Genomic DNA, 21,351 nt, shown 5'->3' with positions numbered 1-21,351 from the left:
ATGAAAAGCAATTTTGACTTTCGAGCCAGGGTCGTGGCGGCCGCATTGCTAGTCAGCGTGGGCGGCTTCGCGGGAGCGGCACGTGCGCAGACCGCGGCGACGGTGCCAGTGGTCGTGCAGAAGGTCCAGTCCGGTCCGGCAAACGCGCCGCTGACATACAACGCGCAGGTCGAGGCGATCGATGCGGTCGACATTCAGGCGCGCGCGTCCGGCCTGCTCAAGGAGATCAGGTTCTCCGAAGGCCAGCACGTGAAGGAGGGCGATCTGCTTTTCGAAATCGAGCCGGATCAACTGTCGGCGGCGGTAATGTCCGCACAGGCGCAGGTGGCCAGGACCGAAGCCACCCGCATTGCCGCGCGACAAAGCCTCTCACGCGCCAGGGACCTGCTCAGCCGCAGGACTATTTCTCAGGCCACGTTGGATGACGCGCAGGCTGCATTCGATGTCGCCGCGGCGGATGTTCAAAGCGCCAATGCAGCCCTCAATACGGCCGAACTCAATCTTTCCTATGCTCAGATCAGGTCTCCCATCAATGGCACCATCGGCCGCTCCCTGGCGACGCGCGGTAATCTCGTGGGGCCCGGCTCCGGATCATTGGCGCGCATCGTACAACTCGATCCTATCCGCGTCGCATTCTCGATCGCTGACAGCACTTTGGTCGACATCAGGCAGAAACTTGCCGGTGGCCAGAAGATCGATGCGAACAAATTCCACCTGAGTCTGTCTCTCGCCAACGGCACACAATTTGCTTTGCCGGGGCGGGTGCAGTTCATCGACAACGAGGTCAATCAGCAGACCGGTACCGTCGCTGTCCGCGCGCTGTTCCCCAACCCCGACCACATTTTGGCGCCTGGCCAGTTCGTCCGGCTAACAATCGTCGACGAAGAAGCCCGGAAATTGCCGATGGTGCCGATGGCGTCCGTTCTTCAGGACCGCCAGGGCAAGTTCGTCTTCGTGCTCAACGACAACAATACCGTGACCAGGCAGGCGATCACGACCGGTGCGCGCATCGACAATCGCTGGGCGGCGACGAGCGGATTGGAAGGCGGCGAAACGATCGTCGTCGAGGGCCTGCAACGCGTTTCCGATGGTCAGCAGGTCACCCCCCGCGAAGCGGAGGGTACGCAATGATCTCGGACCTCTTCATCAGCCGCACCCGGCTCGCGATCGTCGTCTCGATCATCATTTCGATCGCCGGCGGGATCGCGGTGTTTTCCCTTCCCATACAGCAGTATCCGCAGATCACCCCTCCAACGGTGACGGTGTCGGCCTCCTATCCGGGAGCAAGCGCGGAAGTCATCGCCGACGTGGTGGGCGGCCCGCTGGAGACGGCCATCAATGGCGTGGACCACATGATGTACATGTCGTCCACCAGCTCCAATGCCGGCCAATACACGCTATCGGTGACCTTCGAGGTCGGAACCGATCCCGAGACAGCACAGATCAACGTGCAGAACCGCGCTCAGCTGGCGATCTCGCGCCTGCCGGCAGCGGTCGCGCAGCAAGGTGTCTCCGTGCGTGCCCGCTCGCCGGATTTTATCCTCGGCATCGCTTTCTATTCGCCGGACGACAGCCTCGATTCGCTGGCGATCACTAATTTCATCACCACGACCGTCGCCGACACGATATCGCGCGTGCGGGGCGTCGGCGAGGCTTCGGTCGCCGGGGCTTCGGAATACTCGATGAGGGTGTGGCTCAACCCGCAGCGCATGGACGCGCTTAGCCTGACGCCCGACGATGTCTCGGCCGCCATCCAGCGGCAAAACATCCAGGCGACGCTCGGACAGGCCGGCGCCCCCCCGCAGGCGCAGGGCTCGGAGCTGCAATACACTCTGGTCGCGCAGGGGCGGCTGAGAAGCGTCGAGGAATTCGGGGACATCGTCGTGCGCACGGGCTCGGCGGGGGCCAAGGTCTACCTGCGCGATATCGCGCGGCTCGAGCTTGGCGCGCTAAGCTATGCTTCGAGCGCCAGCTTCGCCGGACACGCCTCGGCGATGATGCAGATCAACCAGTCGCCCGGCGCCAACGCCATCCAGACCGCGGCGTCGGTCCGCGCCGAACTGGAGCGCCTCTCGTCACGTTTTCCCAAAGGCATGCAGTATCACATCGTCTACGATGCGACCCGCTTCGTGAATGCCAGCATCTCGCTGACGGCCAGAACCCTGCTTGAGGCGTTCCTGATCGTTCTCGCAGTCACCTACGTCTTCCTGCAGGATTGGCGCGCCATGTTCATCTCGGCGCTTGCCATCCCGGTTTCCATGCTCGGCGCCTTGGCGGTGCTGTTTGCCGCCGGCTATTCGCTGAACATGATTTCTCTTTTGGCGCTGGTGCTGGCGATCGGCCTGGTGGTGGACGATGCCATCCTTGTCGTCGAGAACGTCAAGCATGTGCTGGAGGATACCCCTGACATCGCGGTCGCCGACGCCACGCGCAAGGCGATGCACCAGATCACCGGGCCGATCATTTCCACGACCTTGGTGCTGCTTGCCGTGGTGACGCCGACTGCGTTTCTCGGCGGCATAGGCGGCCAGCTCTACCGGCAGTTCGCCGTGACGCTGTCTTCGGCGCTGGTGATTTCCTCCTTTGTCGGATTGACCCTGAGCCCGGCGCTGGCCGCACTGCTTTTGCGGCGCGATGTGGGCCATTTCAAGCGTGGCCCGCTGGCCTGGTTCACGGCATTCATGAACAAGACGCGTGACGGCTATGGACGCCTCGTCGGGTTTCTGGTGCGGCATTGGTACGTGCCGATGGCGGGATTGCTTGCCTGTTTTGCCGCCGCCTATCTGATCTTCACCGGGCTACCGTCGACTTTCCTGCCCGACGAGGACCAAGGCGCGTTGTTCGTCGACATCCAGTTGCCCAATGCCGCTTCGCTCGACCGCACGAAAGCCATCGTGGAGGACGTGCGCAAGATTCTGACCGACACCGGAGGCGTGCAAGACGTCATCACGGTTGCGGGGTTCAGCATCCTTCAGTCGACGAGTTCGCCGAGCGGCGCAATGGCGGTCGCGGCGCTGAAGCCCTGGGACGAGCGCAGGTCCAGCGAACTGCAGCTCGCCGGCATCCTGCAGGCGCTGCGGGTGAAGTTCTCCCAAATTCCGGGCGCGAACGTCGCCGTGTTCGCGCCGCCGGCGATTGCCGGCATCGGCTCGGTCGGTGGCCTGGACTTCCGCCTGCAAGCGCTTGAAGGACAGCCGCCACAAGAGATCGCGCAGGTCGTCGGCGCCCTGCTTGGCGCCTTCAATCATCTGCCGGAGCTCGGCGGGGCCGCCACCACCTTCAGCGCCAGTGTCCCGCAGGTCTATGTCGACGTCGACAGAACGCGCGCCGAAGCGCTTGGGGTAAGCGTGTCGGACGTCTATTCCACCATCGGCGCGGCCTTCGGATCGCGCTACGTAAATGATTTCACGCTCAATGGCCGCGTGTTCCAAGTCAATCTGCAGGCCGATGCCGATTTCCGTGCCCATGCGGAAGACATCTTGAACCTGCATGTGCGTAGCCGGAACGGCACCATGGTGCCCTTGAACAATCTGGCGTCGTTGACGACGATCCTGTCGCCATTCGCCATCCAGCGTTACAATCTCTCGGTCGCCGCTCCCATAAACGCCATTACCGCACCTGGAAGCAGCAGCGGCGGCGCCATGGACGCGATGGAGAAGACAGTGGCCCAGCTGTTGCCGAATGGCTATGGCTTCGAGTGGTCAGGCCTGTCGTTTCAAGAGCGCCGCGGCAGTGGCCAGGAGGGGCTGGTCTTTGCGCTGGCGTTCCTCTTTGCCTATCTCTTCCTTGTCGCCCAATACGAGAGCTGGTCGCTTCCGTTGATCGTCATCCTTTCGCTCGGAGCGGCTCTCTTCGGCGCCATAGCGGCATTGAAGGTCTTCGGGTTGCAGAACAGCCTCTACGTGCAGATCGCCATCGTGCTGCTGATCGGACTGGCGGCGAAGAATGCCATCCTGATCGTGGAATTCGCCAAGGAGCGGCGCGATGAGGGACTAAGCATAATGGAGGCGGCGCGGATCGGGGCCGAGCAGCGCTTCCGGGCCGTCATGATGACCGCGGTTTCCTTCATCCTCGGGATCATTCCTCTTGTCGTGTCGACTGGCGCCGGCGCGGGCGCGCGGCGGGCTGTTGGCGTCACAATTTTCGGGGGCATGGCCGCGGCTACGACGATTGGCCTGTTAATCATCCCCTCCGTCTATTTTGTCGTCCAGAAAGCAACCGAGTATCTGTCGTCCCGGCGTCCCGGTGATCGTACGGAACGCCTCGATATGATCGAACCATCACATTGAGGTTCGTTCTCGCCAAAGGGCGGTCGAAATGGCCCGCGGCAACCATTTATATTCTTGGAATCTCAATTCTTGGCTTTGCGTCCATTTTTTCGCCGAACGGACTCCTTCTCCGAAACGCGACGATGGACTGAAGACCGGATGTAGGTACATTCGGCGCAATATTTGGCGAAGTTGCCCCCAGAGGCCGGTTTCCGGGCGGCCTTCGAATTCAGTGACGCATCGTCTGGAGGCTGCAACCGTGAGTCCAAAGTCCTGCTCATCCTTGCCGTTGGCCGCTTTGCTCGCGGTGTTGTCGCTGTACGCCACCGCAACGAGCAATGCGGAGGCTGCCTCGTTGGCTGCACGCGGCAACGAACCCGGCTGGCAAATCAGCATCTCGGACACCGCGCTCAGCTTTAACGCCTTAGGGGGCGAGACCTTCACAGTTCAGCCGGCTCCGCGTCCCACAAGGCAAGGCGACGCCGACACCTATCTGGCGACTGTCGACGGCCGGCAACTCGCGCTGACCATCGCTGCCAAAATATGCGTCGATACCATGAGCGGAATGCCATACCCCCAAACCGCGACCGTCATCCTTGGCGACCGGAAATTTGAAGGCTGCGCCGGAGAGCCGGGCGACCTCCTTCGCGGAGATTGGCTCGTGGACGAGATTCGAGAAGAAACCACGGTCGCGAGTTCGAAACCCACCCTTGCCTTCGAGCCGGATGGACGCATCCATGGGAATGGTTCGTGCAATCGGTTCTTTGGCGGCTTCGCCTTGACCGGAGAAGCGCTGACGATCTCGGAAACCGGCTCGTCCAGGATGATCTGCGATCAGCCCCTCATGGATCAAGAGCGCAATCTTCTGGAGGCACTCGGGTCCGTCCGTCGCTTTGAAGCCCCACAGACAGGACGAGTGCAACTGTTGGACAAGGATGGCCAAAGGCTGGTGAGTTTACGAAGATAAGCCGGCGCGGCCAGCAGCATGCAGAACCCCGCAGGACGATTGGTGTTGGTTATCTCGCTGGCATTGCTGGTGCAAAGCTGCGCCGGTCCAAGAGCCGTGACGGGCCTTGCCTCGCCTGTACAAATTAGCAACGAAATGTCGGCCATTTCCTTCCTGATCGCCACCACGCGCACAAGATCGCCTATCTCCGAACCGCCCTATTCGCGGGATCGTTCCCCGATATTGAGCTTTTCGCAGTTGACTGTCGTCGTGCCGGCCACACACCGGCCGGGCACCGTCGAGACGTCATCGACATCACCCGATCCGAAGCGCCATTTTTCCGCTCGTGATCTTGTCCGCTTCGAGAACAGAGCATCCTTCGCAGGTCGGTTAAACGGTATGCTGGCGAAGCGTCCGCCTTCGGAGCGCGAGGTGTTTATCTTCGTGCACGGCTACAACAACAATTTTGCCGAAGGCCTGTTTCGTAATGCCCAAGTCGTCCACGACTACCGCATCTCCTCGGTTCCGGTTCATTTCTCCTGGGCGTCGGCGGGATCTATCGGCGCCTATCTTTTCGATCGCGATAGCGCTCTCCAGGCGCGGGACGGCTTGGCCGAAACGATCGAAATCGCAGCTCGATCGAACGCTAGCGGTGTTTTCATCGTCGGCCATTCCATGGGCGCGTATGTCGTAATGGAGGCGCTTCGCACCCTTGTATTGCAAGGTAAGGCGGCGGTGACCTCAAGAATCCGCGGCGTCTTGCTTGCCGCGCCCGATATCGATCCAGATGTCTTCAGCAGCCAAGTCAGGGACATACCCCAACTGCCGCACCCCTTCACGATCGTTGTCTCTCGGCGAGATCGCGCCTTGAGCCTGTCGCGGCGCATTGCAGGTGGCCAGCCACGAGTCGGCAGTGGCTTCGATATCCCGCTCCTCCAGAAAAAGGACATTCAGGTTATCGACATTTCCGACGTGGACGGCGGCGGCCACAGCGGCTTTGCAACGTCGGAAACACTGATGAAGCTGTTGAGGTCCGGGCCCCTGCTGCGCCGTCTCATCGTGAACGAAGATATGCCGGTCGAAGACAAAGCCGAAGAGACCCGGCAGATCATCTTCGATAACGCCTCCCTCGTTCTCCATCTGCCGCTCACAATCCTGAAGCGGTCGGCATCCCGGCAATCCGTGTCCCAGCAGCCGGCGTCCGAGATCGGCGCCATGTGATGAAAGCCCCTGCATTTTGAATCAGACGGAATGAACATTTGGAAGCTGAAGTCGCGATAACTCAATCAATCCTGCTGAAGCTTGTGCTTGCGTTGCTGCTCGGCGCGCTGATCGGTGCGGAACGCCAGTACCGGCAACAATATACAGGACTTGTGACGCACGCGCTGGTCGCACTGGGCGCGGCGGCATACTCCTCGCTGCCGGGCGCTCTTGGCTCAGGTCTCGATCTTAGAATGGGGGCTCAGGTCGTAACCGGCATTGGCTTCCTTGGCGCCGGCCTGATCATCAGGGACGGTTCCAACATAAGAGGGTTGAGTACGTCCGCGACGATCTGGAGCACTGGCTCTGTCGGGGTCTTCGTAGGCTTTGGCTTTCTGCTGCTGGCCGCGGAAACCGCAATGCTCATTATTATACTCAATTCGCTTCTTCCTAATTTCTCAAGATTCTTTCGAAGGCACTCTCAGGAACAACCTGCCGTCGAATACACGTACACCATAGAGATCGTATGCTCACGAGATAATGTTTATTCGCTCAGATCGATTCTGCTTCAGACCATCAATACAAACCTCCTCCGCCTACGCTCCCTTAACAGCCATCCCATCAATGAGGGCGACGCCATGAGAATAGAAGCAACGTTGTTCAGCAACCGTGATGATGTGCAATCAGTCGAACGCGTCGTCGCTCACCTCGCGCTCGACTCGAATGTTCAGTCGGCTTCCTGGGAGCCGGAAGAAAAGACCGAATAGAGCGAAAGCCAGAAAGACCCTCGACACCACCTCGAAACGTCAAATTTTAAGGAGCTGCTACAATGGAAGGAAACACCAAGGCCTTGTTGGCAAACAAATTGATAGCTATCGGCCTCTTGCTCATAGGCTTTCTCATTTTTGCATCGGGCTATCGCTATGGCTCTCCATCGAGCATCATGGTTGGCTGTCTTCTCTTTGCTATCGGAATCATTCTTCTGATTATAAAGATCGCCCGCAGAAACAAGCCGGACTCGGTTGCTTGACTTATCGAGTTGGACGAAAGCGATCGCGTCCAACTCCAGTCCGGACAAAAGACTTGGAGAGGCCCTCGTTGTTGGAGGCTCCTAACTGGTACGCCCGCCAGTATAATTCCGTGGTCGCGCGCACCCGCGAGTCCGATCCCGACGCGGAATTCCATATCCAGCAGATTGGCGAGCAGCGCCATGCATCGAGCCTTGCAACGATAGACTATGGCGACGCGTTCATCCTCGATTTGCGGGACAAGGGTGGCATCGCCATGTCCGGGGCGATCAATGACGATGCGTTGACGGCGGTGTTCCTCTGGGGCGAAGGCACGACCTTCAACGGACAACGGAGTGAAGTACCGCAGTTGCGGATCATCGGCCCGGGAACAGAATTCAAGCTGGAGATGCCAGGAAGCTATCGCCTCATGCGGATCGGTCTGCGTGGGTCCGCGCTCGAGTCTCTGCGCACGGCATCAGCCTCCCACCTGGGCCAGAGGACCGCGCTGATGCCAGGGATACATGAGCAACGCCTCACGGCAGGAGCCGAGCTAGAGCTTCAGCAGAGGCTGCTGCGAACCGTCGGGTTCGCGGAAGCTGCAGCACAGCGTGGCTATGACCTAAGTGCCGGCCTGGCCGTTGCGGCGAGCGAAGCGGGCGCCGCGCTCGCGCGGGTGCTTTCCCTCACGGAGCAACCATCCCCCCGCACCCTCGGCTCCAGCGATCAGCGCGATATCGTTGATGCCACCCTGGCCATTCTGGAGGCAAGGCCTCATAGCCCTGTTTCCGTCAGTGCAGTCTGCGAGGTACTGGGCATTGGCGAGCGAATGTTGGAGCGCGCCTTTCAGGAACGTCTGGGAGTCAGCCCTCGAGCTTACGAGCGGGAGCGGCGGCTTCGGGCCGCGCACGGCCTTATCCTGACGCAGGGCGATCGCCTCTCGATCACCGACATCGCCATGAGCTTTGGTTTCTGGCACCTGGGCCGTTTCGCTGGAGCCTATACGTCAATCTTCGGATGCTCCCCCAGTGAGGCGCGTCGGCGCTTCTGGAGACACGCAGCACCAGACTGATGGGATGCTCAAACCTGCCGATCCGAGGCTGGTTAACGCGGTGCCCCAGGCATTTTGATCAGGATGGAAGACGATGAAGCCGTCGGCTCCTGTGGACGGAGGCAGTCGGCAGAAATGCCGGATCCCCCGCGGTCGGCGAATCCTAAAGCCAACCACACACCTACGCGTAGGGCCTCATCACAGCTATGTGCAGCCCGCATTCGGCCTAGTTGCCTGCTGAACCACCCCTTTCCGAGAGCTTTCGGGCACTCCGTCGGAAAGTGGATAGAAATTGGTTGGCCGTCAGGAGATTCTGATGGCGCGACCTCAGTGGGGCCGCGACAAACCTTCCGACCGGTTGGTCGCAAGCAAGAGAAACGCAAGGTCACTCCACATGGCGCGCTCGGCGCCGATGAGAATGGCCATAGTCGCAAGGGTAAATACGATGCGAAAACGCTGTCCCAGCTTTCACGAGAAATAAACGCATTGTCTACGTTTGGGATTCCTAGCCCACTCTAGGGGAGCATCTCCGGCTTAAGATCGCCTCAAAATCAATCTCATCCGCGGCGGCAGGTTGAGGGTGTGTTTTATTGTCGGTTTCCTTGCGGGAAACGGCCTGCCGACCTCTTGATCTGCCTATACTTCGGCGTCTCATGTACGACAGGAGTTTGTTATGGACGCGAGAGTAACCGCTGCCGGCATTCCCACCGACCCTTTTGCGGATGAGCCTCTAAGATGCGCCATCGACGTAAATAGCTTGTCGGCACCCCCAGCCGAACAGTTTGATTTCTATCGATCATGGTTTGCCGGGGTTGCCGAAATACAGCTTCTTCGGGCCGAGCACGCCGTGTTCCCGGCTCGTCATCAGGTATGGCAGTTGGGCGATCTGGCGTTGAGTTCCATCGAAATCCCAGGCTCCGGCTACGAGATACAATGGGAACATCGCAGACGGTCCCTGTTGGATCACTGGATGCTGTCCGTGCCGTTCTCGCAGTCTGCTGCCGGCGAGATGATATCTCGTCGGCCCCGCATGAGGTGTCTGGCCTTGCCCGATGTTGGAGTGAGCAACGATGATCTGTTCATCACACTGTTTCTGCCCCGCACATGGCCGGCAACCAGATCATCGAAAATCGAAGCCAGCGACGAGGCACTGGATTTTCTTGCGCACTACGCCGTTCTGCTGCACCGCTCACTTCCTCATTTGAGAGAAGCGGATCTGCCCCATATCGTCACCGCGACTGCCAACATTTCCGCGGCTGCTCTTATGCCGACAAAAGATCATCTGGCAGAGGCGCAAGGGCCTGTGAACGCGGTGTCTGCCGCTCGGATTGCCAAGCGTATCGCAGAGAGGTTGAGCGATCCCGACTTGACGCCCAACAAACTCTGCCGCGCGGTCGGTGTCTCACGCTCCCGTCTCTACCGGATTTTCGAGCCGGTGGGCGGTGTGTCCAACTATGTGCGGCGCAAGCGGCTGCTGAAAACGCGCGACGCTCTAGCGGACAGTTCGGACAGGCGAACGATCTCCAGCATTGCCGAAGTATGGGGCTTCCAAGATCCGTCTACCTACAGCCGGATGTTCAAAACAGAGTTCGGCATCTCTCCAAGGGAAGCGCGCGAACTCGGGTGGCAGGGCGTCAAGCATTCGACCTGGCTGACTGTGGATGAGCCCCTCGCGGATGCTGGCATCCTGAGCAACCTTCTCATCAACAATTCATTGGGATTGTCCCTTTCTTCAAGACAGTGACGGATTCCTGGCAGAGGTCGGGGCGCCTGGAGATCATCCCACAAGCTACAAGAAATATACGTCAAACCCATATTATGGATTCCTCGCATATTTTTCAAAAATCGATGACCGTTTAAGCTCGGCCGTGTCCTCGTCATTAGCATCACGATTTTCGATAACTCCACTCTGGATTTTTAATTGTCAGGACCGTCTCCTTGCGAAAAGCACATCGTTCATTGTTGATCTGCTAGCTCGATAGGAGCTTGTGATGGAGGTAACAGTACGAAGCGATACTCTTGGCGAGCCGATCGCTGGAGCAGTTGCCATACACGCTGCCGACATCCGCACATCATCGATTCTGCTGGCTGGGCGAGATGTTCTTGTCGACTGGTACTATACCACCCAAGCAGGTGCGGGTGTCGGGATTTCAAGTCCCATAACCTCGATCTCGCCGCGGCTACATCCGCCGGGGATGAGCCCGATACGTCTGGTCTCTTGATCGAGAATTCCATGGGGTTGCCGTCACCCTCTTTCAAGCAATGAGTTTGCCTCAATGCAAGACAAGCCATCAATTGTCAGCGAAAGCGAAACGATCGGGACCCCAGAACCTCTAAGATGCGTCGTAGACGTTGATACCTCGCAGGCGCCACCGCCCGAGCAATTCGACCTTTTCCGGAGTTGGCACTCAAATATAGCCGACGTCGAATTGCTGCGAGACGAGTTCGGCTCGTTCTCTGCGCGCGAGCGGGCGTGGCGGTTGGAGAGCCTCGTGCTGGCTTTCATCGAATATCCCGGGATGGGGTACCGTCGGCGGTGGCGCAGCAGAAAGAGTCCGGTGTTCGACCACTGGGCTCTTTCGGTGCCCCAGACAATCCCCGCGGGCGGCGGCACGCCAAGAATGGGACAGCTGCGCTGGCAATGCCTGGGTGCACCCCATGAAGACCAGGGTGAGGATGACGGTGTCCTTGCGCTATTCCTTCCGCGGGATTTCGCCTTCTCGCAACCCTTCACGCTCGATATCCGGCCCGAGATGGCCGCATTCGTCGCCGACTATGTTCTGCTGCTCTATCATTCCTTCCCCCATCGCACGGAAAGCGACGTCCCGTATGTCGCATCGGCGACCACCAGCCTGCTTGCCGCGTGCATTTCCCCGTCCCGGGATCACTTTTTCGAAGCACAGGAGCCGATCGACGCGGTCATCATGGCCCGCGCGAACAAGATCATAATAGCCAATCTGGCCGACCGGAATCTGACACCGGGAAAGCTCTCGCAAGATCTCGGCATTTCACGCTCTCGACTTTATCGGATTTTCGAACCAGCCGGAGGAATCTCGCACTATATCCGGCGACAGCGGCTGCTGAAAACGAGGGACGCGCTCGGAAACATCGCGGATGGACGCCCGATTTCGAGCATTGCGGAGGAGTGGGGCTTCATGGATCCCTCGACATATAGCCGGACATTCAGGCGCGAGTTCGGAATCTCGCCCAAAGAGGCGCGGGAGGCGGGCTGGCTGGGCCTCAAGCACCCTCCGTTGGCGGAGCGGTCGAACAACGGCAAACCTTCTCTGAACAGCCTCCTGGCCAACAATTGCCTTCTCAGCCATCAGCTTTCGACTACGTGATTGGAGTCTTCGGCTGAGGTAATCTTGTCGAAGACAAGAGTGAACCCATTCCTTGGCGAAGCTGGAGATTGGACGCCGGTTCGAACTGCCCGCCGGGAACACCACGCAGTCTGACGAGGCGCTCGTATGACATAAGAGATTGCACCCTCAGCGGAGAGGCCGATGTCAGAAATGTTTGTCCCGATAGCGCAGGCTCATCGAAGCTCATAAAATGCCAGCCAAGAAGTCATTAAATTTCGGAGGTTCATTTGGTGAATTCTTTGAGCAGACGATCCGTGATCGTTGGGGGAATATCATTTCTGGCGCTGTCCGGGCATGCGGAAGCTTCCCAAAAGAGTTGGTATATCGGGAGAATTCCGGATAAACCCTTTTGACATCCCTCTCGTAGACAAGACGCGCATCCCCCAGCAATTCCGTCGGCAAACGGTGCCTTACTTGGGTAGAGAAACCGCCGGAACAATCCTAATCAACAAGCAGGAGCGCTTCCTGTACTATGTCGAAGACGCCGGCAGGGCGATCCGTTTCGGCATCGCAGTCGGTCGGGACGGACAGAGATGGGGTGGAGAGGCCATCGTTGAACGAAGAGCCCGATGGCCGACCTGGACCCCCACCGCCAAGATGCGACGCCGTAATCCGACCTTGCCGCAGCGCGTTCCGGGAGGCCCAAACAATCCTCTCGGCGCCCGGGCACTGTATCTGTATCGCAATGGCCAGGACACGCTGTATCGCATTCATGGGACCAATGAGCCGTGGACCATTGGAAAAGCTGCATCATCCGGCTGCATCAGGATGTTGAACGAGCATATTTTTGAACTCTTCGGAACGGTGCGCAACGGTGCCCGCGTTATCGTTGTCTAGCCTGCGGCAATCATGAATGCCATTGCGCGGCACCTCTAAATGCCGAGGCCGACGCGTGGAGACATCCTCGTCACAGGACACCGTCTCTCCGGAAGCTTGAGCGCAGAGGAAGCCGGCGCTTCTCCGGTTTCGTTTGGCTACCGCACGACCAAGACAGGCACACTTCCATCCGCGAGAACCTCCGACGTCTGGCTTCCCAGCAAAAGCTTTCTGATGCCACGACGGCCATGGGAAGCCATCACAATCAGGTCGCAGCCTCGTGACTTGGCGGTGTCGATAATCGCCTTGGCCGGGTAGGTATCCGGGACATGTAGAAATTCTGCGGAAACCCCCATCCGGTCGGCTGCCTCCCTGACTTGATCGAGGACTTGCCCTGCGAATTCCTTGCTCGCGGCCTCAAAACTATCAACCTCCTCCTGCGAAGGAATAGACCCGGAGGTAAATCCGGTTCCATAGTCAATCAGCATTGGCTCCGTGACCGTGACAACTGTCGCCTTGGCAGCCAAGGCTTTCGCCAGGGCTATCCCCTGCTCAACGCCCTTCCTGGCGACGTCGGAGCCATCCGTGCTCACGAGGATATGAGTGTACATCTGAGTTCTCCCTGCCTGGTCGACCACGGTTCCGGCAACACCAACACTCGTCGAGATATGCACGTTGGTGCACCGCAAGCCCTCTCTTGGACATCCAACTCACGCCGCTTGTATCGCGACGCTGGGCACATTCGGGAGCGGACGCACCATCTCCAAACCGCGGAGGAATAGCGCTAGCCCGGCCCGACGATCACCAATTGCCTTTTCGTGTACCAGCTATGGTTAAATCACAGACAAGACGACAGATGTTCGCAATGCCTTTGTTGCCCGCTCAACCTACAATTCATCGAGTCATTGCGTTATGTGCAATTTATCCCAATGAATTGCATCTCGTCCAATTCTCCTTATTGCGACGTGCATATGTTGGCGATTCCCCTTTCGACCCCAAAATCGAACAATATGATTTGATCAATGTATCTTTCGGTGAGTATCTCCATGTGAAAAGAAGCACATTATTGACTGGAGGGGCGGCAGCCGTCACCGCCTGTCTGCAAAGCCCGCCTTTTCGCAGTCGATGGGACGTGCATCTTGGGGTTAAAGGCGACGCGCCCCTGCACCGCGCGAATGACTCGGGCGGAAGCCCCGAGCCCGAGCGACCAATCGATCTTTTCTGATCCCGGCACAGGATCGTTTTCGGTCATAATTCGAAGAAAGCAGACAACCAGATCCGCGACTATGCCGATTTGCGTCCGGCTTTGGCTTTGGGGCGGTCCTTGATGCCTTCCTTGGCGAGACTCTTGCGGAGAACCGACGCCAGATCGATAACGTTCTCCTTGGGCGGGAGCACCGGTTTGGGCGGCTGCTTGCCCTTGCGTTTTGCGTCGATCAACGCGATGAGCGCATCCTCGTAGGTGTCTTCAAATTTCGACGGATCAAACTTGGTCACTTTTTTGTCGATCAGCAGGCCTGCGATTTCGAGCAGTTCCTGGTCATATTCATGGCTTTCCAGGTCTTTGAATACGGTCTCTTCCGAGATCATCTCGTCATGGGTCCGCAACTCGGTAAGCAGCATTCCCTTGCCATATGGCTGTATCACGACTTCGCGCCCGCGTTGGTACAGCACCACGCAGGACCGCGCCGCCACGCCCTTCTTGGCCATCGCTTCGCGCAGCACGGAGAAGGCCTCGGTGGAAGCACCGTCGGCAGGGATCAGGTAATAAGGCTTTTCCAGGTAGCGCGTATCGATATCCTTGATGGCGACAAACTCGTCGACCTCAAGCGTGTGCTCAGACGTCATCTTTAGCTTTTTGATCTCGTCCGGTTCGACCTTGATGAAATCGCCCGCGTCTGCCTCGTAGCCTTTGACTTGGTTTTCGCTATCGACGACATCGCCCGTCTCTTCGTCAACATAGGCAGCCTTGACGGGCAATCCATCTTTCCGATTCAAAATCTTGAAGTGGATTTTCGATGCCTCACTGGTTGCACCCACAAGCTTCACTCCGCACGACACGGACCCGACTTTCAGAAACCCTTTCCAAACTGCTCGTGGGGCCGCCATGCAGTCCTCCTGTCGCGCCGATCCTTGGCACAAACGTCAGCCGGATCGTTCCGTTCCGCCCGCCTGATCAGCATCGACGCACGCGATCGCATCACGGATGGTGCGGCTTTCCATGCCAACGGTGCCCCCGCGCGGCGTCAATCCTGCTTTCGCCGCGACAAATGCGAGAGCAGCGCGGTGATCAGGCTGCTTACCACAATCCATGCGGCGATCTCGCCGTCATGCACCTCAGGCCGGCGCGGCGTGTCTATCTTGTCGCCGCTCAACGCCACTACCGGCGCAAGGTCTGGCCGGCTTCCGCGCCTGACCGAGTAAGCGCGCGTAATTTCTGCACCGAAGAGGAATATCTGCGCTGAATAGTAGACCCAAAGCAGCACCACCATAAGCGCGCCTGCCGCTCCGTAGGAAGTCGCTATCGCGCTGGTGCCGATATACCAGCCGATCAGCGACTTGCCGATGGTGAACAGCAACGCAGTAACCACCGAACCGACGGCAACATCGCGCCATTTGAGCGTGCGATCCGGCAAGACCTTGTAGATCGCGGCGAAGAGCAGCCCAATTAGCAAGAAAGAGACAACGGTGTTGACGGTGCCGAGCACCAGTTCGCCGAACGGCAGGTGGTGATTGATGACATCGCTCAGCGCGGTGATCGCTGCGCTTGCCGCCAGCGATACCAGCAGCATGAAGCCCAACGCGGCAACCAGGCCGAGGCTTGCCGCCCGCGCCCGCACCAGGCGCGAAAGCGACAGGCCGTCGGCTTTTACCTTCCAGATCTCGTTCAACGACTGTTGCATCTCACCGAAAACACCGGAGGCAGTGAAGAAGAGCGTCACCAATCCGATGAGCGTGGCAAGCGTCCCGGACCATCTGTGCGAAGCCGTCTCGATCGTCGCCTTGAGCAGATCGGCACTCTGCGCGCCCATCGCGCCGGATATCTCCGCTGACAGGGCGAGCTGGGCCGCATCCTTGCCCACGGCCAGACCGGCGATCGCCACGACGATCAGAAGGATCGGCGCCAGCGATGTCGTGGCGTAGAAAGCCACCGCCGCCCCGTGGCTCAACGCATTATCGTCGATGAAGCCGGTGACGGCGTCCTTCAAGAGAATCCAGGTACCGCGAACCCAGTGTGGCATCTCCCCTCACCAGTCACGCCATATGGGACGCGGAGCGTCGCGACCTATCTCGATCATGCCTGTCACGGCTCGTCGCACAGGGCTTCCCGTAGCCGATACAGCGCGCGGGTTGGGGTCAAGCTTCATCGAGCGCAGCCCGTCGGTAAGGCTGGCGCGGTGAGATGGCGTGGATAATCCCATCCCGCGAGCTCGGCCTCGTTGGCGAGCCTTACGTCGCAGGGTGATGCGTCAGCCATTTCGGGCCGCGCAATTTTTCTTGAGCCTTATGATCGCCGATTTGTGGACGGTAACCACCCCGCCACAGTCAATCCGTACGCTCAGCTTGTTGGTTTCAGGATCGACCCGAGTGACGTCCCCAACAAGAACGACTTTGTCTCCGACGTGAGTTCTGGGGGGCGCATCGATCGCATAAGGACGATCATAGGAGGGGATGCTCACCCTGGCGCGCCCACTGGGAAGCATGTCCATGACCGTACTCGTCAGGGCAACTTCATCACCGATTGCAACTTCTCGAGGCAGGTTGAATTGCAGCATGGCATTTCTCCCGAGACTATCCCAAATCAATGCTGGCAGCTCGAGTTGGTTGCCTGAAATCGCACCTACATAGCAGGCAATCGGAGACGTGCCGACGCGGATCGCGAGCCGCGGGCTCAACAGCTCGCCGGGGAGGAGCACACGGGGGCGGAACCTTTAAGAGCCAAGCCAACCGATATTGCGTGATCGCGAAACGTCCCAGCGCGCAACGGCGTCTCGCCCGAGGTTGGGTTGCATCTTGTAGGGCTCGCGTTCGCCGTAGCACCCGCGGTACCCCCGAGTTGGACATTTGCTGTCCGTTTCCGCAGGAGAAGCATCCAGCCTGCAGCACGTTAGGCGCAGTCTCTTTTCGCGAAATGTTGAGGCGAATTGCGTGGCCGACAAGGCAGGCCGACCACACGGGCGCCAGCTTGCCGTAACGCTGACGTAGAACAAGTTGAGATCGGAGCATGGGGCGCGCGAGACGCTCCGTCATCTCGATGCAGCGCCCTTCGCCGTTGGAGACAAAAGCGCATCTTTGCGGAACAAGCAGCCCGCGCCTCAGTTATGCAGGTACTCATCCCCGGGACGGCGGCTGGCTAAGATGTTTTCCAGTGTTACACCGTTGTAGTCGAGGCCTATCGCTTCTCTGGATTTTCGCGGCGGTAACCCTGTCGGGTTGCGCGGGAGGCGTGCTCGACCCGCAGGGACCGGTCGGCGCGGGGAACCGCACGATCCTCCTGAACTCACTGGCCGTCATGCTGGTCATCGTCATTCCGACGCTGGTCGCGCTGCTTGCCTTCGCCTGGATATTCCGTGCCTCGAACCGCAGGGCTCGGTATGATCCAGAGTTCACCTATTCCGGCCGGATCGAGCTCATCGTCTGGTCGATTCCGACGCTGACCATCCTCTTCCTCGGTGGCTTGATCTATTATGGATCGTACCATCTCGATCCTCGCAAGCCGATCGACTCCAGCCGGCCGCCACTCGAAATCCAAGTGGTGGCGCTCGACTGGAAGTGGCTGTTCCTCTATCCCGATCAAGGTGTCGGAACGGTCAACCAGCTGGTTATTCCAACCGGCATGCCGGTGCGTTTCAGATTGACCTCGGCCAGCGTCATGAACACCTTCTTTGTGCCCCAGCTCGGCAGCATGGTCTATGCCATGAACGGCATGCAGACCGAGGTCAACCTGCAGGCTGATCGCGAGGGCGAGTATTTCGGCCTGTCGGCGCATTTCAGTGGCGATGGCTTTTCGGACATGAATTTCCGTGTCAGGGCAGTCTCGGCTGACGCCTTCGCCAGTTGGGCCTCCTCCTTGCATGGCGGAGGCGGCGTGCTCAACGCCAGCGCCTATCGCCAGCTTGCCAGGCAAAGCATCAACGCGCCGGCATCCTCGTTCGGCCATGTGCAGCCGGGCTTGTTCGATGCGGTCGTGCACCAGACGCTACCTCCGGGGCCGGGACCTGCTGGAACCGCCGCCGGAGAGCCGCAGGTGAGCCCGAAAGCTGAGCCCAAGGCGGGAGCGCCGCCCATGGCTCACCAGCACGATGAAGGAGGATGACGATGCTCGGCAAGCTCGACTGGTCGGCCGTTCCCTTTGACCAGCCTATTCCGCTCGGCGCGGCCCTGATCGTCTTCCTCGCCGCCGCCGCCGTTCTGATCTGGGTAACGATCAAAGGCTACTGGCCCTACCTTTGGCATGAGTGGATAACCTCCGTCGACCACAAGCGGATCGGCGTCATGTATATCGTGCTGGCGGCGCTGATGCTTCTGCGCGGCTTCGTTGACGCCGTCATGATGCGCACCCAGCAGGTGCTCGCCATCCACGGGCCGGGATACCTGCCGCCGGAGCACTACGACCAGGTCTTTTCGGCCCACGGCACGATCATGATCTTCTTCGCCGCGATGCCCTTTGTCATTGGGCTGATGAATTTCGTCATCCCGCTGCAGCTCGGCATCCGCGACGTCGCCTTCCCGACGCTGAACTCAGTGAGCTTCTGGCTGACCGCGACCGGCGCGCTGCTCGTCAACATTTCGCTCGTCGTCGGCGAGTTCGCGCGCACCGGGTGGCTACCTTATGCACCGCTGTCGGAGACGACCTACTCGCCAGGCGTCGGCGTCGATTATTATTTGTGGTCGATCCAGATCTCCGGCGTCGGCACCCTGCTCACGGGCGTCAACCTGGCGACCACCATCCTCAAGATGCGCGCGCCAGGCATGGGCTATCTGCGCATGCCGATGTTCTGCTGGACCTCGCTTGCCTCCAACATGCTCATCGTCGCCGCATTCCCTATCCTTACCGCAACCCTCGCCATGCTAACCCTCGACCGTTATCTCGGCTTCCATTTTTTCACCAACGAAGCCGGCGGTAACCAGATGATGTTCGTCAATCTCATCTGGGCCTGGGGTCACCCCGAGGTCTACATCCTCGTGCTTCCCGCCTTCGGGATCTATTCGGAGATCTTCTCGACCTTCTCGTCGAAACCGCTGTTCGGCTATCGTTCGATGGTTGCGGCGACGATGTTCATCTGCATCGTCTCCTTCATGGTCTGGCTGCACCACTTCTTCACCATGGGCGCCGGCGCTGATGTCAATGCGGCTTTCGGCATCGCCACCTCGGTTATCGCCGTCGGCACCGGGGTCAAGATCTACAACTGGCTCTTCACCATGTATGGCGGGCGCGTGCGCTTCGAAACGCCAATGCTGTGGGCGCTAGGCTTTGTCACCACTTTCATCATCGGCGGCATGACCGGCGTGCTGCTCGCCGTTCCGCCGGCCGATTTCATGCTGCACAATTCGCTCTTTCTCGTGGCGCATTTTCACAACGTCATCATCTCGGGCGTGCTGTTCGCGGCCTTTGCCGGCTTCACCTACTGGTTCCCGAAAGCCTTCGGGTTCCGGCTGCATGAGGGTTGGGGCAAGGCGGCGTTCTGGGTCACGCTTGCCGGCTACATTCTGGTGTTCGTGCCGCTCTATATCGTCGGCCTTCTCGGCATGACCCGCCGCCTTCAGCATATCGACATGGATATGTGGGCGCCGTGGCTTGTCGTGGCGGCCTTCGGAATCGTGGTGATGATCGTCGGCGCCGCATGCCAGATCACGCAGCTCGTCGTCTCGATCAGGCATCGCGACGAGTTGCGCGACGAGACCGGCGACCCTTGGGACGGGCGCTCGCTGGAATGGTCGACATCCTCGCCGCCGCCCGTCTTCAACTACGCGCGGCTGCCGCATGTCGAAAACGAGGAGCCCTACTGGACCATCAAGCAAAGGGCAATGGACGAGCAGAGTCAGGAGACCGAAGAGGACTACGAGGCGATCGAGATGCCGCGCAATAGCCCCACAGGCTTCGTCACCGCCTTCTTCAGCACTCTGATTGGCTTCGCGCTCATCTGGCACATCTGGTGGTTGGCGGTTGTCGGCTTCATCGGGGCCTATGCCACCTTCGTTGTATTCGCCTGGCGCGAGCATGGCGATTACGAGATCCCTGCCGACGAGGTCGGCCGCATCGATCTTGACCGCAAGGCAGCCCAGCTTGCCTGGATGCGTAGACGCGAGCGTGTGGCATGAGCGACATCCCCGCCGGCACCGCAACGCGCGATCCCTACCGGCTGGGCCGCACCGCAGGGCATGGCCATCACGTGTTCTCGGCGACCGGCCACGGCGAGGGAGGCCCGGCCTCGAAGTTCGTCACGGTTGCCTACGGCTTTTGGATCTTCCTGTTGTCGGACATCATAATGTTCTCGGCTTTCTTCGCCGCGTATGCCGTCCTGTCCAATTCGGCGGCGGGCGGGCCAACAGGCAAGGAGCTGTTTGAGTTGACGCGCGTCGCGGCACAGACGGCGCTGCTGCTCACCTCGAGCTTCACCGGCGGCCTTGCGATGCTCGCGACCCACCGCCGGTCAATGGCCGCCACCCAGTTCTGGTTGCTGGTGACCGGCCTGCTTGGTGCAGCCTTCCTGTTCCTGGAGGTGCAGGAATTCGCGGCCATGGTGAATGAGCAGGCGGGCCCATCACGCAGCGCCTTCCTGTCCGCGTTCTTCGCCCTTGTGGGCTGCCACGGAACTCATGTTGGACTTGGCCTGCTTTGGCTCGGCACCATGATGGCGCAGCTCTGGATAAAAGGCTTTCTTCCCGACATATTGCGCCGGCTTCACTGCTTCAGCCTGTTCTGGCACGCGCTCGACATCATCTGGATCGCCATCTTCACCCTGGTCTATCTGCTGGGAGCGTCATCATGAGCGAAATGGACAGCCGGAACGAGGACATGCTTGACCGCCGCGATTCCGCACCAGGCGAAGAACGCAGCGAGGAACACGAGGTGGCGGGAGGCCTTTCCGGCTATCTGCTGGGCTTTGGCCTGGCAATCCTGTTGTCAGTGGCGTCCTTCATTGCGGCACAAACCGATCTAATTTACCAGCCGGCCGTGATCTCGGCCCTGACGGTGCTTGCCATCGCACAAATGGGCGTCCATCTCGTCTTCTTCCTGCACCTGACGACAGGACCTGACAACACCAACAACGTGCTCGCGCTCGCTTTCGGTGTGCTGATCGTGACCTTGGTCGTTTTGGGCTCGGTGTGGATCATGAATCATCTCAGCCAGAACATGGGAGCGATGGATGCGCAACAGGCTCACATGATGCCATAACGCGGTTCCAGGTCTGTGGCCTGGGCGCAAAACCGCCTGTCCGTCGGTTCGGTTACCTTGCGCATAGCGTCTGCACTTTCAGGCGTCGAAAATCCATAGGTGCGGAGAGCGGTGAGGAGCTGGTCGAGCTGTTTGGCCCGGCAATGTCTATATCGGCCCGCTCACGGTCGGCGGCAGAATGAGCTGCTGCCCATGGTCGCAACGTCTGTGCCTTCCATCATAATTTCAGGAACTAGGAACATAGGGGCCTCGTCCGAGTTCCATTGAAAGTGTGGGAACATAGCTCAGTTTGCCAAG

The 21,351-nt window shown here is 59.5% G+C and carries 18 protein-coding genes; 14 read left to right on the top strand and 4 right to left on the bottom strand.

Annotated elements, in window-relative coordinates:
• Positions 1-33 precede the first annotated feature (33 nt).
• The 10 genes from FJ953_RS00595 to FJ953_RS00550 all read left to right on the top strand — a co-directional run bounded on the left by FJ953_RS00595 (position 34) and on the right by FJ953_RS00550 (position 12,674).
• Positions 34-1,131, top strand: a complete 1,098-nt coding sequence (locus FJ953_RS00595; protein WP_246674672.1) for an efflux RND transporter periplasmic adaptor subunit — start codon at positions 34-36, stop codon at positions 1,129-1,131.
• Positions 1,128-4,289, top strand: coding sequence for an efflux RND transporter permease subunit (locus FJ953_RS00590; protein ID WP_140622738.1), 3,162 nt, complete (start codon positions 1,128-1,130; stop codon positions 4,287-4,289). Before FJ953_RS00595 ends, FJ953_RS00590 begins: the two co-directional genes overlap by 4 nt.
• 238 nt (positions 4,290-4,527) lie before the next feature.
• The gene (locus FJ953_RS00585; RefSeq protein ID WP_181171592.1) at positions 4,528-5,235 is read left to right on the top strand and encodes an META domain-containing protein; all 708 of its coding nucleotides are present in this window, start codon (positions 4,528-4,530) and stop codon (positions 5,233-5,235) included.
• Between the two features lie 18 nt (positions 5,236-5,253).
• Complete coding sequence (locus tag FJ953_RS00580) at positions 5,254-6,435, top strand: alpha/beta fold hydrolase (protein ID WP_140622734.1); 1,182 nt, start codon at positions 5,254-5,256, stop codon at positions 6,433-6,435.
• A 38-nt stretch (positions 6,436-6,473) separates the two neighbouring features.
• Positions 6,474-7,181, top strand: coding sequence for an MgtC/SapB family protein (locus FJ953_RS00575; RefSeq protein ID WP_181171593.1), 708 nt, complete (start codon positions 6,474-6,476; stop codon positions 7,179-7,181).
• Positions 7,182-7,243: 62 nt separating this feature from the next.
• Entirely contained in the window at positions 7,244-7,444 is a 201-nt protein-coding gene (locus FJ953_RS00570) for a hypothetical protein (RefSeq protein ID WP_140499417.1), read from the top strand.
• Between the two features lie 110 nt (positions 7,445-7,554).
• Positions 7,555-8,493: a helix-turn-helix domain-containing protein gene (locus FJ953_RS00565; RefSeq protein WP_140622732.1), complete on the top strand. Its 939-nt coding sequence runs from the start codon at positions 7,555-7,557 to the stop codon at positions 8,491-8,493.
• A 652-nt stretch (positions 8,494-9,145) separates the two neighbouring features.
• Positions 9,146-10,216: an AraC family transcriptional regulator gene (locus tag FJ953_RS00560; RefSeq protein WP_140499421.1), complete on the top strand. Its 1,071-nt coding sequence runs from the start codon at positions 9,146-9,148 to the stop codon at positions 10,214-10,216.
• A gap of 532 nt (positions 10,217-10,748) precedes the next feature.
• Positions 10,749-11,816 carry a helix-turn-helix domain-containing protein gene (locus FJ953_RS00555; RefSeq protein WP_140521311.1) on the top strand — a complete coding sequence of 356 codons (1,068 nt, stop codon included), beginning with the start codon at positions 10,749-10,751 and terminating at the stop codon, positions 11,814-11,816.
• 315 nt (positions 11,817-12,131) lie between these two features.
• Positions 12,132-12,674 carry a L,D-transpeptidase gene (locus tag FJ953_RS00550; protein ID WP_140622730.1) on the top strand — a complete coding sequence of 181 codons (543 nt, stop codon included), beginning with the start codon at positions 12,132-12,134 and terminating at the stop codon, positions 12,672-12,674.
• Between the two features lie 137 nt (positions 12,675-12,811).
• Here the strand turns inward: FJ953_RS00550 and FJ953_RS00545 are convergent, their stop codons facing one another.
• The 4 genes from FJ953_RS00545 to FJ953_RS00530 form a co-directional block, all read right to left on the bottom strand.
• A complete protein-coding gene (locus FJ953_RS00545) occupies positions 12,812-13,264 on the bottom strand; it encodes a universal stress protein (protein ID WP_140499425.1) in 453 nt (150 codons plus the stop codon).
• Between the two features lie 673 nt (positions 13,265-13,937).
• Positions 13,938-14,762 carry a Ku protein gene (locus FJ953_RS00540; RefSeq protein WP_140584244.1) on the bottom strand — a complete coding sequence of 275 codons (825 nt, stop codon included), beginning with the start codon at positions 14,760-14,762 and terminating at the stop codon, positions 13,938-13,940.
• 137 nt (positions 14,763-14,899) lie between these two features.
• Positions 14,900-15,895, bottom strand: a complete 996-nt coding sequence (locus FJ953_RS00535; RefSeq protein ID WP_140622729.1) for a YihY/virulence factor BrkB family protein — start codon at positions 15,893-15,895, stop codon at positions 14,900-14,902.
• Between the two features lie 228 nt (positions 15,896-16,123).
• Positions 16,124-16,429, bottom strand: coding sequence for a preprotein translocase subunit YajC (locus FJ953_RS00530; RefSeq protein ID WP_140500644.1), 306 nt, complete (start codon positions 16,427-16,429; stop codon positions 16,124-16,126).
• Between the two features lie 449 nt (positions 16,430-16,878).
• Between FJ953_RS00530 and cyoA the strand changes: the two genes are divergently transcribed.
• Genes cyoA through cyoD form a run of 4 tightly spaced genes read left to right on the top strand, consistent with a single transcriptional unit; the run spans position 16,879 to position 21,054 of the window.
• The gene (cyoA, locus tag FJ953_RS00525; protein ID WP_348640504.1) at positions 16,879-17,970 is read left to right on the top strand and encodes a ubiquinol oxidase subunit II; all 1,092 of its coding nucleotides are present in this window, start codon (positions 16,879-16,881) and stop codon (positions 17,968-17,970) included.
• 2 nt (positions 17,971-17,972) lie between these two features.
• A complete protein-coding gene (cyoB, locus tag FJ953_RS00520; protein WP_181167678.1) occupies positions 17,973-19,976 on the top strand; it encodes a cytochrome o ubiquinol oxidase subunit I in 2,004 nt (667 codons plus the stop codon).
• The gene (cyoC, locus tag FJ953_RS00515; protein ID WP_140622727.1) at positions 19,973-20,647 is read left to right on the top strand and encodes a cytochrome o ubiquinol oxidase subunit III; all 675 of its coding nucleotides are present in this window, start codon (positions 19,973-19,975) and stop codon (positions 20,645-20,647) included. The genes cyoB and cyoC overlap by 4 nt, the downstream gene beginning before the upstream one ends.
• On the top strand, positions 20,644-21,054 hold the full coding sequence (cyoD, locus tag FJ953_RS00510; protein WP_140565671.1) for a cytochrome o ubiquinol oxidase subunit IV: 411 nt from the start codon (positions 20,644-20,646) through the stop codon (positions 21,052-21,054). The genes cyoC and cyoD overlap by 4 nt, the downstream gene beginning before the upstream one ends.
• The last annotated feature ends 297 nt before the right edge of the window (positions 21,055-21,351 follow it).

This window comes from Mesorhizobium sp. B2-3-6 (assembly GCF_006442305.1).
Taxonomy (GTDB): domain Bacteria; phylum Pseudomonadota; class Alphaproteobacteria; order Rhizobiales; family Rhizobiaceae; genus Mesorhizobium.
This window is presented reverse-complemented; position numbering and strand designations above follow the sequence as displayed.